Raw genomic sequence first — 12,605 nt, forward strand, 5'->3', positions numbered from 1 at the left:
TCCCAAGAGACGTACCAGATTTAATGAATCCCTTTTTCGGCTCGGTGTTCTGGTTGGCGGTCACGCTCGGCGTGCTGGTGACCTTTCACGAATTCGGACACTACTGGGTCGCACGGCGTTGCGGCGTGAAAGTGCTGCGCTTCTCGGTCGGCTTTGGTCCGGCCATCTGGAAGCGCGTGGGCCGCGACGGCACCGAATACCAGATCGCATCCATTCCGCTCGGCGGCTACGTCAAGATGCTTGATGCGCGCGAGGGCGAGGTCGATCCGGCGCTGCTCGGCCAGGAATTCACCCATCAATCGATCTGGAAGCGCATTGCCATCGTGGCGGCGGGACCGGGTTTCAACATCATCTTCACCATCGCCGCATTCTGGCTGATGTTTGTGCTGGGACGCACCGACTACGCACCGATCGTCAGCGCCGCGCCGCAAAGCATCGCCGCGCAAGCGGGCATACGCCCCGGCGATCGCTTGCTAAGCGTCGGCGGCACGCCCGTGGCGACGTGGACCGATTCGTTCGAATCGATCGCCAACGGCATGCTGAGCCGCACTCCGCTTGCCATCATGGTACGCGGCACCGATGGCGCGGACCGTTCGCTGGTGTTGCCACTCAACCAGTTGCCGCCGGGCGAGGATGTCGGCCATTACATGGACAAGCTCGGCCTGCTGCCCGCGCCGGAGCCGCCGGTTGCCGCCACGGTCAAGGCAGGCGAACCCGCGTCGCTGGCCGGCATGCAGGGCGGCGACCGGATCGTCAGCATCGACGGCAACGCCATTGCCACCTTCGGGGATCTGAGCAAACAGATCGCGGCCGCCGCGGCACATTCGCCGGCGCTGTCGGTGGATGTCGAGCGCAACGGCAAGCCCATGCACTTCACCGTCACGGCCCGCATGGAATCGCAGAACGGCGAAACCCCGCACTGGGTCATCGGCATCACCGAGCCGGCACCGGAAACCGCCATCCAGCGCTACAGCCCGTTAAAGGCGTTGGCTGCCTCGCTGGAACTGACCTGGCAGCGCACCACCGAAAGCTTCACCATGGTCGGCAAGATGATTACCGGCCAGGCCGCCGCCAGCAACCTCACCGGCATCATCGGCATCGCCCAGGTCGCCAACGCCGCCGCACAGATGGGCCTGGACCGGTTCCTGGATTTCCTGGGCCTGGTCTCGCTCAGCCTGGCCATCGTCAACCTGCTGCCCATTCCGATCTTGGACGGCGGGCACCTGCTGTATTACCTTATCGAGCTGGTCAAAGGCAGCCCAGTCAGTGAGCGGACCATGATCGCGGGCCAGTACGTGGGCATCGCCTTGCTGTTCACGTTGCTGGGGCTGACTTTCTACAACGACATCCATCGCATCATCCTGCCCTCGTGAGACGGATGCGCGCCGCCGACAACATCATGTTGCCTGCAGGCCGCGGCTTCCTCATTGCGTGGCAACCCACCCGCATCGCGGCGCCCGGCACCCTGTTGCCGGATCCGCCAAGTGCGGGTGCGAACTAAAACACGGGGGCGGGCTCGTTCCAGCCCCAGAAAAATACAGCGGGGCGGCCGGATTGGCCGCCCCGTCCGAATAACACAACGGAATCGACGATGAAGCGTATCGCCGCCCTGATCCTGCTTGCCTCCCTTTCCACGAGTGCTTTCGCACTTGAACCGTTCGTCGTTTCCGATATCCGTATCGAAGGCCTCAACCGCATCTCGGCCGGCACGGTGTTCAACTACCTGCCGGTCAACAAAGGCGATCGCCTCACCAGCGAAGAAGCCCAGCAGGCCATCCGTGCCCTGTACAACACCAAGTTCTTCAGCGACGTCGAACTTGAGCGCGACGGCAACATCCTGGTGGTCAAGGTGGTGGAGCGTCCGTCCATCGCCAAGCTGACGATCCGCGGCAACAACGACATCAAGACCGACGACCTCAAGAAAGGCCTCAAGGACATCGGCCTGACCGAAGGCGAAACCTTCGATCGCCTCGCGCTGGACCGCGTGCAGCAGGAGTTGATCCGCCAGTACTACAACCGCGGCAAATACAACGTGTCGGTGACCCCGCACGTGACCCAGCTGGACCGCAACCGCGTGGCCATCGACATCGAAATCCGCGAAGGCAAGGTCGCCAAGCTCAAGGAAGTGAACATCGTGGGCAACACGGCGTTCACCACCAAGCAGATCGAGAAGAACTTCGAGTCCGGCACCACCAATTGGCTGTCGTGGTATTCGAAGAACGACCAGTATTCGCAGGACAAGCTGTCGGGCGACCTCAAGAAGCTGCAGTCCTATTACATGGACCGCGGCTACGCCGATTTCAACCTGGATTCCTCGCAGGTGACCATCTCGCCGGACAAGCGCGCGATGTACATCGCCGCCGACGTTGTCCAGGGTGACATCTACCACATTTCCGACACCCACCTGCTGGGCCAGCTGATCCTGCCGGAAGACACGCTGCGCAAGCTGGTATACGTGCACAACGGCGACCTGTTCAACCGCCGTGCGATCGAAGCAACCTCCGATTCGATCAAGGCGCTGCTGGCCAACATCGGCTACGCCTTCGCCAAGGTGAACTCGGTTCCCAAGCTGGACAAGGTCAACCACACCGCGGACATCACCTGGTACATCCAGCCAGGTCCGCGCGTGTATGTGCGCCGCGTGATCTTCCAGGGCAACACCCGCACCGAAGACGACGTGCTGCGCCGTGAAATGCGCCAGCTGGAAGGGGCCTGGTATTCGCAGGCGGCGATCGACCGCTCGAAGATCCGCCTGCAGCAGCTGGGCTACTTCAAGACCGTCACCATCGACAAGCAGACCGTGCCCGGCAGCGACGACGAAGTCGACCTGACGGTGAAGGTGGAAGAACAGTCCGCCGGCAGCCTCACCTTCGGCGTGGGCTATTCGCAGTACTCGGGCATCATCCTGTCCAGCTCGGTTTCGCAGAACAACTTCCTCGGCACCGGCGACCGCTTCAGCGTCAGCGGCGAGCGCAGCGACTACCTGACCCAGATCAGCGCCAGTTACGGCAACCCGTTCCTGACCGAAAACGGCATCGGCATCGGCTACAACGCGACCTTCTCGCGCGCGGACTACACCGACCTGGGCAGCCAGTACGCCAGTTACTCCAACAGCACCAAGTCGTTCTCGACCACGCTGGGTTTCCCGATCACCGACTTCGACCGCGTCAGCGGCAGCCTCGGCATCGGCAGCACCAAGATCAACACCTATGTCGGCTACACGCCGCAGGTGCTGGTGGACTACATCAACGCGCTGGGCCACGACACCATCCACACCTGGACGGGCTCGATAGGCTGGGTGCACGACACGCGCAACTCCTACTGGGCACCCACGCACGGTGGCCAGCTGTCGGCGTCCGTCAACGTCGCCCTGCCCGGCTCCACCGTGCAGTACTGGACCTTCAACGGCGAGGCCAACCATTACTGGCCGATCGGCAAGGGCTTCGTGCTGTACCTGGATGGCAAGGTGGGCTACGGCAGCACCTACGGCAACCAGACCTACGAGTTCACCACGGCCGACTACAACATTTCCCCCGGCGTCGGCTACAAGGCGGGACAGAATGTCGCCTTCCCGTTCTGGATGAACTTCTACGCCGGCGGCGTGACCGACCTGCGCGGCTTCCAGGACAACACCCTGGGTCCGCGCGCCTGCGCCGGCACGGCGGCCAACGGCGGCCCGATCACGGCGCTCTCCAACGGCTACTGCCCGGGCAGCACCTACTCGTACGCACAGCCGATCGGCGGTGCGTTCAAGGTGCTGGGCACGGCCGAGATGTACCTGCCGCTGCCGTTCCTCAAGGACATCAACACCGCGCGCGTCTCGTGGTTCGTCGACGTCGGCCAGGCGTATTCCTCGATCAGCAACTTCCGCGCTAGCCAGCTCGATGCCTCCACCGGTGTCTCGCTGCACTGGCAGGCGCCGATCGGGCCGCTGATCATCAGCCTCGGCTTCCCGTTCCGCTCGCAGCCTGGCGATGCCCAATACGAGGAGCGCATCCAGTTCACCTTCGGCAGCCAGTTCTGATCCGATCGACGCTGATCGGATCGAGCACCGCTCGATCTCAAGGAACTGCCTACAGAAAGCGCGGCCATGCCGCGCTTTCTTTTAGATCCGCAAAATCATGCGCGCGATGGGCAATGCCCCCTACAATGCGCCGCATGCCGGGGAGGCCTGCATGAGCACCATCCACTACAGCATCGCCGAGCTTGCCGAACGCTTCTCGCTCCAGTTCCAGGGCGATGGCGCGCGCCTCATCGACGGCGTCGGCACCCTGGCGGGAGCCGGCCCCAGCCAGCTGAGCTTTCTGTCCAACAGCAAATATGCCGCGCAGCTGTCGGCCACGCGTGCCGGCGTGGTGGTGCTTGGCAAGGATGCGCTGCCCAACTGCCCTACCGCGTCCCTGGTCGCACGCGACCCCTATGTGGCATACGCCCATATCGCCGCGCTGTTCGAACGCCTGCCCGCCGCCGCCCCCGGCGTGCACCCCAGCGCGGTCGTCGCCGCGGGAGCGCGCGTGAGCGCCACGGCAAGCATCGGGCCCTGCTGCGTGATCGAAGACGGCGCCGTCATCGAGGACGGCGCGGTGCTGGGTCCGCACTGCATCATCGGCCCCGAGTGCACGGTCGGTGCGCAATCGCGGCTGGTCGCCCGCGTGACGCTGGTTACGCGCGTCACGCTCGGCAAGCGCGTGCTGGCCCATCCGGGCGCAGTGATCGGCTCGGATGGATTTGGCCTGGCCTTCGATCGCGATCACTGGGTGAAGCTGCCGCAGCTGGGCGGCGTGCGCATCGGCGACGATTGCGAAATTGGTGCCAACACCACCATCGATCGCGGCGCCCTGGACGATACCGTGCTGGAAGAAGACGTGCGCCTGGACAACCAGATCCAGATCGCCCATAACGTCCACATTGGCGCGCACACCGCCATGGCGGGCTGCGCAGCCGTCGCCGGCAGCGCGAAAATCGGCCGCTATTGCATGATCGGCGGCAATGCCGGCGTGCTGGGCCATCTGGAACTGGCCGACCGGGTTACCATTACGGCCAAGAGCCTGGTGACACATTCCATTCGGGAGGCCGGCGAATACTCCTCCGGCGTGCCACTGCAGGAAAACCGCCATTGGCGCCGCAATGCTGCGCGCTTCAAACACCTGGACGAGTACGCGCGCCGGCTGTCGGCGCTGGAAAAGGATAAGAACGATGACTGACAACACCGCTTCGATCACGCTGCCGGTGAACGTGGAGCAGATCCAGCAACTGCTGCCCCACCGCTACCCCTTCCTACTGGTCGACCGCGTGATCGAGATCGTGCCCGATCAAACCGTGGTGACGCTCAAGAACGTCACTATCAACGAGCCGTTTTTCAACGGGCACTTCCCCGGCCATCCGGTCATGCCCGGCGTGCTGATCGTCGAAGCCATGGCGCAGTCCGCCGGCCTGCTCACCCAGCTCAGCGAGCGCGCCAAGGGCAATGCCGCCAGCGCGCTGTTCTATCTGGCAAAGGTGGACAACGCACGCTTCAGCGCACCGGTGGTGCCTGGGGACCAGTTGCGCATGGAAGTGAAGCTCAAGCGCCTGCTGCGCAGCATGGGGCTGTTCGAAGCGCGCACCCTGGTCGATGGCAAGGAAGTGGCAAGCTGCGAACTGATGTGCGCCGCGAGGACGGAAAAATGATCCATCCGACCGCGCAGATCGATCCCACTGCCGTCATCGGTTCGAACGTGCGCATCGGCGCCTACACGGTGATCGGCGCCCAGGTACATATCGGCGAGGGCACCGTCGTCGGGCCGCATGTGGTCATCGAAGGTCCCACGCGCATCGGCAAGGATAACCGCATCGCCCAGTTCGCCTCGCTCGGCGGCGATCCGCAGGACATGAAGTTCAACGGCGAGCGCACGGAACTGGTGATCGGCGACCGCAACCTGATTCGCGAATTCGTCACCATCAATCGCGGCACCGGCGACGGCGGCGGCATCACCCGCATCGGCAACGACAACTGGCTGCTGGCCTACGTGCATGTCGCGCACGATTGCACGATCGGCAACCACACCATTTTCTCCAACTATTCGGCGCTGGCCGGGCATGTGGAAGTGGGTGACTGGACGGTGTTTTCCGGCTATTCCGGCGCGCACCAGTTCTGCAAGATCGGCGAGCACGCCTTCATCGCCATGGGCTGCCTGCTGGGCGCCGACGTACCGCCGTTCCTGATGATGGCCAACGACCAGGGCGGCCGCCCGCGCGGCTTGAACACCACGGGCCTGAAGCGCCGCGGGTTCGAGTCGGACCGCATCACCGCCATCAAACGCGCCTACCGCACGCTGTACACCTCGGGCCTGTCGCTGTCGGAGGCGCGCGAGCAGTTAGCCGAGCAGGCCAAAGACAGCGAGGACGTACGCGCGATGCTCAGCTTCATTGATCGCAGCGAGCGCGGCCTGGCACGCTGACGGCGCAGCCGCGCGTTCCCCGCGACGTGGGAGGTTTGGATATGCAAGCTCCTGATGTCGTCCAAGGCGATGCCGGCGCCAGCCAGCCGTTGATCGTGCTGCTGGCCGGCGAGGATTCCGGTGACCAGCTGGGCAGCGACCTGATTGTCGCGCTGCGCCGCCACTACCCGCATGCGCGCTTCGCCGGCATCGGCGGCAAGCGCATGCAGGAGCAAGGCTTTCAGTCGTGGTACGACATCCGCGAACTGTCGCTGTTCGGCTTCGCCGAAGTGGTCAGCCATTTGCCGCGCCTGCTTAAATTGCGCAAGGCACTGGTCGCGCGCGTCATCGCCGAAAAGCCCATCGTCGTGGTCGGTATCGATGCGCCCGATTTCAACCTTGGGGTGGAACAGCGGCTCAAGGCGGCGGGCCTGCGCACCGTGCACTACGTCAGTCCGTCGATCTGGGCGTGGCGCGAAAATCGCGCGGAAAAAATCGGCCAAAGCGCCCATCGCGTGCTGTGCCTGTTCCCGATGGAACCGCCCATCTATGCCCGGCACGGCATCGATGCACGCTTTGTCGGCCATCCGCTCGCCGATCGTTTTCCGCTCGTCTGCGACCGCATCCCCGCGCGGCGCGCCTTGCAGTTGCCACTGGACGTTCCCGTGCTGGCGGTGCTGCCGGGCAGCCGGCATTCGGAGTTGGAACGCCTGGGTGTACCGTTTCTCGATGCCGCCAGGCGCGTGGCCGCCGCCCTGCCGGGTCTGCGCATCATCATTCCCGCCGCCAATGCGCGCGCGCTCGCCACGCTCAAGACCATGCTCGCGCGCGGCCCGCACGACGAAATGATGCCGATACTGCTCGATGGCCAGGCACACGATGCCATGCTCGCGGCGGACGTAGTGCTGCTCGCCTCAGGCACCGCCACGCTGGAAGCCATGCTGGCGAAGCGGCCGATGGTGGTGGGTTATCGCGTGTCGCCGTTGAGCTACCGCATCGCGCGCATGCTCAACATGCTCAAGACCGACGTGTATGCGCTGCCCAACATCCTGGCGCGCGCCTGCGGCATGGGGCCGAAGGCCATGCTGGTACCCGAGCTGATGCAGGAGCAATGCACGGCGGCGAATCTGGCCAAGGCCGCACTGGAACTGTTTCGCGACAGCGATCGGCGCGGCGCCATCGTTGCCGCGTTCGAACAGCTGCATGAAACGCTGCGCGGCCAATTGCACGGCCACGCGGGCGATCATGCTGCGGCGGCCATTGCCCAATTGCTCGATGCGCCCGCTGTCAATGCGCGCTAACATCGGCGCCGCATGAAGTCGAGCTACGATTCAGCCCCCGCATCGCCGCGCCTGCCGCCGAACGGCGACGAATCAGCCCTAGCCCCGCTGGTCGCGGGCGTGGACGAAGCCGGACGCGGACCGCTGGCCGGCCCACTGGTCGTCGCTGCGGTCATACTGGACCGGCAACGCCCTATCGATGGATTGAACGACTCCAAGAAGCTCAGCCACGCCAGGCGCGAGTCGCTGTATCCGCTGATCGTCGAACGCGCGCTGGCGCATTGCGTGGTGGTGATCGAGGTGGAAGAAATCGACCGCCTCAACATCTTCCAGGCCACCATGGCCGGCATGAGCCGCGCGGTCAGAGGCTTGTCGCCCCTCGCCAACGAGGCATGGATCGACGGCAATCGTCTGCCCAAGGACCTGCCCTGCCCCGGTCGCGCCATCGTTGGCGGCGATGCGCTGGAGCCGGCAATCAGCGCCGCATCGATCCTGGCCAAGGTGAGCCGCGACCGCTTGATGATCGCGATGGAAACGCAACATCCGGGCTACGGCTTCGCCACGCACAAGGGTTATGGCACGCCTGCGCATCTTGCCGCACTGGAACGGTTGGGCCCTTGCGTCGAGCATCGCCGCAGCTTCGCGCCGGTCAAGCTGTTGCTCGATCAAGGCAAGTTGTTCTGAGCGAGGCATAGGCGCGCATTTGCCGCGCACCATGTTCAGCCATCTGTGCAACCTTTCCTATTGCACGCGCATCTGAAGGGGTATGCAATGGTGCTGCAAGATCGCCGCAACGGACCGCATGCACCGATGCGGCGATATTCCGCACGGACGCCAACAATAACCATCCGATGCCCATGAGCGCGCGCGTAACAAGCACGCCGTCTCATGCATACCGGATCCCAAGGAGCGTGCCATGATGCTTCCTTTCCGTCGCCGACCGACCTCGCCGAAACCTTCGTCCAAGAGCCGGGACATCGACACTGCCAACCGGGCGGTCGAAACCTCATCGGCCCATCACTCTGCCGCCGGGCTGCATCACCTGGACTACAACCTCGAACCGCTGGCCGTGGAGAGCCTTTCGCACTACACCCAGCCGATGGCCGGCGAACGCTTCCGCGTGCACTGAGCGTACAACGGCGCAGTCGCCCCGGCGGGCTATCGAAGCCCCGGCCCGGGCTCAAGCTGGCCGCCGGGCGGGCATGATTCCGATGACGGCGCCCGCGGGCTTGTCAATTCTTGCCCGCCATCGATCACACCGTTAGGCTGGGACATTGCTTCGCGCGCGAGCCATGTCCCTCCGTTTCGCTCATCTGCACCTGCACAGCGAGTATTCGCTGGTCGATTCGACCATCCGCATCAAGGCGCTGGTCGAGGCCTGCGTGCGCGACGGTGCACCGGCGGTCGCGCTCACCGACGAATGCAACATGTTCGCGCTGGTGAAGTTCTACAAGGCGTGCAGCGCGGCCGGCATCAAGCCCATCGGCGGATGCGATCTGTGGATCAGCGCGCCGGACGATCCGCGGCCGTGGCGCCTGACCGTGCTATGCCAGAACCGCGACGGCTATCTCAACTTGTCCCGCCTGATATCGCGCGCATGGCGCGAAGGCCAGCACGGCGGTCGCGCGCTGGTCGATGCGGGCTGGCTCACGGCCGATGCGACATCGGGCCTGATCGCGCTGCTTGGCCGCGAGAGCGAAATCGGCCGTATCGCAGTGCATCAAGATACCCACACCGCCACGCCGCGCCTGCAGGCGCTGGCGCGGCTGTTCGACGATCGCCTGTACCTGGAGCTGACCCGCTGCGGCCGCGAGGGCGAGGAGGCGTGGAACAATGCCGCGCTCGCGCTCGCCACCGAAGTCGATTTGCCGGTCATCGCCAGCAACGACGTGCGCTTCATCAAGCCGGAAGATTTCGAAGCCCACGAAGCGCGCGTGTGCATCCACCAGGGCCGCGTGCTGGCCGATCCCAAGCGTCCGCGCGACTACAGCGAAGCACAGTATTTCAAACGCCAGGACGACATGGCCGCCTTGTTCGCGGACATCCCCGAGGCGCTGGAAAACACCCTGGAGCTGGCCAAGCGCTGCAATCTCGAGCTGAGCTTTGGCACCTATTACCTGCCCAACTTCCCGGTGCCCCAGGGCCACGACCTGGACAGCTACATCCGCCAGACCGCGCGCGAAGGCTTGAAAGAACGCCTCACCAGCGCCCCGCTGGCCGACGGCTACACGCTGGCCGACTACCAGGCGCGGCTGGAGCGCGAGCTGGACGTCATCATCAAGATGGGCTTCCCCGGCTACTTCCTGATCGTGGCGGACTTCATCAACTGGGGTAAGCACAACGGCATCCCGGTCGGCCCCGGCCGCGGTTCGGGCGCGGGTTCGCTGGTGGCGTGGGTGTTGAAGATCACCGATCTGGATCCGCTGCAGTTCAATCTGCTGTTTGAGCGCTTCCTCAACCCCGAGCGCGTGTCGATGCCCGACTTCGACATTGACTTCTGCATGGACCGCCGCGATGAGGTGATCGACTACGTCGCGCGCAAATACGGCCGCGACCACGTCAGCCAGATCATCACCTACGGCTCGATGGCGGCCAAGGCGGTGCTGCGCGATTCCGGCCGCGTGCTCGGCATGGGGTACAACGCGGTCGACCGCATCGCCAAGCTGATTCCGGCGCGCCCGCTCGATTTGACGCTGTCGTGCGTGCTGGGCCGGTCGGAGAAGGCGCAAAAAGAACCCGACCGCGTGGTCAAGGAGTTCTGCGAACTCTACGAGCAGGACGAGGAAGCGCGCTCGCTGATCGACCTGGCGCTAAAGCTGGAAAACCTCACCCGCAACGCCGGCAAGCACGCCGGCGGCGTGGTGATCGGCCCCAAGCCGCTCACCGAATTCGCACCGCTGTTCTGCGAACCGGGCGGCACCGGCGTGGTCACGCAGTACGACAAAGACGACGTGGAAGCCGTCGGCCTGGTGAAGTTCGACTTCCTGGGCCTGCGCACGCTCACCATCATCGACTGGGCAGTGAAGGCGATCAACGAGCGCCGCCAAACAAGCGGCGAAGCGCCACTGGACATCGCCACGCTGCCGCTGGACGATCCGGCGCCCTACAACCTGCTGAAAAAAGCGCAGACGGTCGCCGTGTTCCAGCTCGAATCCTCGGGCATGCAGCGCATGCTCAAGGATGCGAAACCTGATCGCTTCGAAGACATCATCGCGCTGGTGGCACTGTATCGCCCCGGCCCCATGGACCTGATTCCCAGCTTCGTCGCGCGCAAGCACGGCCGGGAGGAAGTGGAATATCCCGACCCGCGCGTTGAGCCCATCCTGAAAGAGACCTACGGCATCATGGTCTACCAGGAGCAGGTGATGCAGATGGCGCAGATCGTGGGCGGCTATTCGCTCGGCGGCGCCGACCTGCTGCGCCGCGCGATGGGCAAGAAGAAAGTCGAGGAAATGGCCAAGGAGCGCGCCAAGTTCCGCGAAGGCGCGGCCAAGGACGGTCTGAGCGGCGAAAAAGCCGACGCCATCTTCGACCTGATGGAAAAATTCGCCGGCTACGGCTTCAACAAGTCGCACGCGGCCGCTTACGCGCTGGTCTCCTACCAGACCGCGTGGCTGAAGGCGCACTACCCCGCCGAGTTCATGGCCGCGACGATCTCCTCGGACATGGACAACACCGACAAGGCGGTGACCTTCCTGGACGAATCGCGCGCCATCGGCCTGACCATCCTGCCGCCGGACGTGAACGCATCGGCGTTCATGTTCGTGGCGGTCGAACCGAAGGTGATCCGCTATGGCCTGGGCGCGATCAAAGGCGTCGGCCAGGGCGCGTGCGAGGCCATCGCCCAGGAGCGCCAGCAGGGCGGCGTCTACAAGGATCTGGCCGACTTCTGCCGGCGCGTGGACCCGTCCAAGCTCAACCGGCGGGTGCTCGAAGCACTGATCCTTTCCGGCGCGCTCGATGCACTGGCGCCCACGCGCGCCAGCCTGATGCTGCAACTGCCCGACGCCATCAAGGCCGCCGAGCAGCACCTGCGCGACCGCCAGTCCGGCCAGAACGACATGTTCGGCGCCGCCATGGGCTGCACCGCGCCAGTCGTGCAGGTAGACCTGCAGACCGCGCCCGAATGGCCGCTGGAGCAGAAGCTGCAGGGCGAGCGCGATACGCTCGGCCATTACCTGTCCGGCCATCCCACCGATCCGTGGCGCGAGGAACTGGCCCAACTGGCCACCTGCCCGCTCGGCGAGATCGCCGACCGCTACCAGCCGCCCAAGCCGCGCCGCAACGACGATGGCGACAACAACCGTTTCCGCCGTGGACCCGACACGCCCTGGACCGTGGCCGGCATGGTGGTGGCCGTGCGCAAACGCGGCGACAGCGACGCCTTCGTACGCCTGGAAGACGGTACCGGCAGCGTCGAGGTGAGCTTCTTCGGCGAGCTGTACCAGCAGGTGGCGCCGCTGCTGACGCGCGACGAGCTGCTGGTGGTGGAAGGCGGCCTGCGCATCGACGAATTCTCCGGCGGCGGCTTCCAGCTGCGCGCCCGCAACGCCTACACGCTGGCCGACGCCTGCCGGCGCTTCGCGCGCTTGATGCGCGTGAAGATCAACGGCATCGGCCCCGATTTCATCACCCAGTTCCGCCAGGCCCTGGCCGGCCACCGCGGCGGCAACGCCAGCGTGGTGCTCAGCGGCTACCACAACGCCATCGCACAGGCGGACTTCGAATTCGGGCAGGAATGGAAAGTCAACGCGATTCCCGAGCTGCTGCGCGCCGTGCGCGGCATGCCTGGGGTGACGGGCGCCGGCCTGAGGATCGTCAAAGGCGACTGACTCGCCAACGCTCTCCCCTGCATGCAGCGGGGGCCTGGGGAGGGGTGAAACCCTACACGTCATCGCGAGATTCA

The 12,605-nt window shown here is 64.9% G+C and carries 9 protein-coding genes; all 9 read left to right on the forward strand.

The genetic code is table 11. The annotated features are described in order from the left end of the window. Nucleotides 1-23 precede the first annotated feature (23 nt). The 9 genes from rseP (at nucleotide 24) to dnaE (ending at nucleotide 12,531) form a co-directional block, all read left to right on the forward strand. On the forward strand, nucleotides 24-1,373 hold the full coding sequence (gene rseP / locus VME63_RS10950) for an RIP metalloprotease RseP (RefSeq protein WP_325433185.1): 1,350 nt from the start codon (nucleotides 24-26) through the stop codon (nucleotides 1,371-1,373). Between the two features lie 218 nt (nucleotides 1,374-1,591). Beyond that, nucleotides 1,592-4,024 carry an outer membrane protein assembly factor BamA gene (gene bamA, locus VME63_RS10955; protein ID WP_325433187.1) on the forward strand — a complete coding sequence of 811 codons (2,433 nt, stop codon included), beginning with the start codon at nucleotides 1,592-1,594 and terminating at the stop codon, nucleotides 4,022-4,024. A 151-nt stretch (nucleotides 4,025-4,175) separates the two neighbouring features. Further along, a complete protein-coding gene (gene lpxD / locus VME63_RS10960; protein ID WP_325433188.1) occupies nucleotides 4,176-5,204 on the forward strand; it encodes a UDP-3-O-(3-hydroxymyristoyl)glucosamine N-acyltransferase in 1,029 nt (342 codons plus the stop codon). Beyond that, nucleotides 5,197-5,670, forward strand: coding sequence for a 3-hydroxyacyl-ACP dehydratase FabZ (gene fabZ, locus VME63_RS10965; RefSeq protein ID WP_325433190.1), 474 nt, complete (start codon nucleotides 5,197-5,199; stop codon nucleotides 5,668-5,670). The genes lpxD and fabZ overlap by 8 nt, the downstream gene beginning before the upstream one ends. Continuing rightward, nucleotides 5,667-6,440, forward strand: a complete 774-nt coding sequence (lpxA, locus tag VME63_RS10970) for an acyl-ACP--UDP-N-acetylglucosamine O-acyltransferase (protein WP_325433192.1) — start codon at nucleotides 5,667-5,669, stop codon at nucleotides 6,438-6,440. The genes fabZ and lpxA overlap by 4 nt, the downstream gene beginning before the upstream one ends. A 41-nt stretch (nucleotides 6,441-6,481) precedes the next feature. Next, complete coding sequence (gene lpxB / locus VME63_RS10975; RefSeq protein ID WP_325433194.1) at nucleotides 6,482-7,720, forward strand: lipid-A-disaccharide synthase; 1,239 nt, start codon at nucleotides 6,482-6,484, stop codon at nucleotides 7,718-7,720. A 12-nt stretch (nucleotides 7,721-7,732) separates the two neighbouring features. After that, nucleotides 7,733-8,383 carry a ribonuclease HII gene (gene rnhB / locus VME63_RS10980; protein WP_325433196.1) on the forward strand — a complete coding sequence of 217 codons (651 nt, stop codon included), beginning with the start codon at nucleotides 7,733-7,735 and terminating at the stop codon, nucleotides 8,381-8,383. 232 nt (nucleotides 8,384-8,615) lie between these two features. Continuing rightward, the gene (locus VME63_RS10985) at nucleotides 8,616-8,828 is read left to right on the forward strand and encodes a hypothetical protein (protein WP_325433198.1); all 213 of its coding nucleotides are present in this window, start codon (nucleotides 8,616-8,618) and stop codon (nucleotides 8,826-8,828) included. A 163-nt stretch (nucleotides 8,829-8,991) separates the two neighbouring features. After that, entirely contained in the window at nucleotides 8,992-12,531 is a 3,540-nt protein-coding gene (gene dnaE, locus VME63_RS10990; RefSeq protein ID WP_325433200.1) for a DNA polymerase III subunit alpha, read from the forward strand. Nucleotides 12,532-12,605 lie beyond the last annotated feature (74 nt).

This window comes from Dyella sp., from assembly GCF_035503745.1.
Taxonomy (GTDB): Bacteria; Pseudomonadota; Gammaproteobacteria; order Xanthomonadales; family Rhodanobacteraceae; genus Dyella_B.

What these genes read in the sequence shown, in the direction of transcription:
- rseP (WP_325433185.1), top strand. Translation starts at nt 24, where the DNA reads ATGAATCCCTTTTTCGGCTCGGTGTTCTGGTTGGCGGTCACGCTCGGC.
- bamA (WP_325433187.1), top strand. Translation starts at nt 1,592, where the DNA reads ATGAAGCGTATCGCCGCCCTGATCCTGCTTGCCTCCCTTTCCACGAGT.
- lpxD (WP_325433188.1), top strand. Translation starts at nt 4,176, where the DNA reads ATGAGCACCATCCACTACAGCATCGCCGAGCTTGCCGAACGCTTCTCG.
- fabZ (WP_325433190.1), top strand. Translation starts at nt 5,197, where the DNA reads ATGACTGACAACACCGCTTCGATCACGCTGCCGGTGAACGTGGAGCAG.
- lpxA (WP_325433192.1), top strand. Translation starts at nt 5,667, where the DNA reads ATGATCCATCCGACCGCGCAGATCGATCCCACTGCCGTCATCGGTTCG.
- lpxB (WP_325433194.1), top strand. Translation starts at nt 6,482, where the DNA reads ATGCAAGCTCCTGATGTCGTCCAAGGCGATGCCGGCGCCAGCCAGCCG.
- rnhB (WP_325433196.1), top strand. Translation starts at nt 7,733, where the DNA reads ATGAAGTCGAGCTACGATTCAGCCCCCGCATCGCCGCGCCTGCCGCCG.
- VME63_RS10985 (WP_325433198.1), top strand. Translation starts at nt 8,616, where the DNA reads ATGATGCTTCCTTTCCGTCGCCGACCGACCTCGCCGAAACCTTCGTCC.
- dnaE (WP_325433200.1), top strand. Translation starts at nt 8,992, where the DNA reads ATGTCCCTCCGTTTCGCTCATCTGCACCTGCACAGCGAGTATTCGCTG.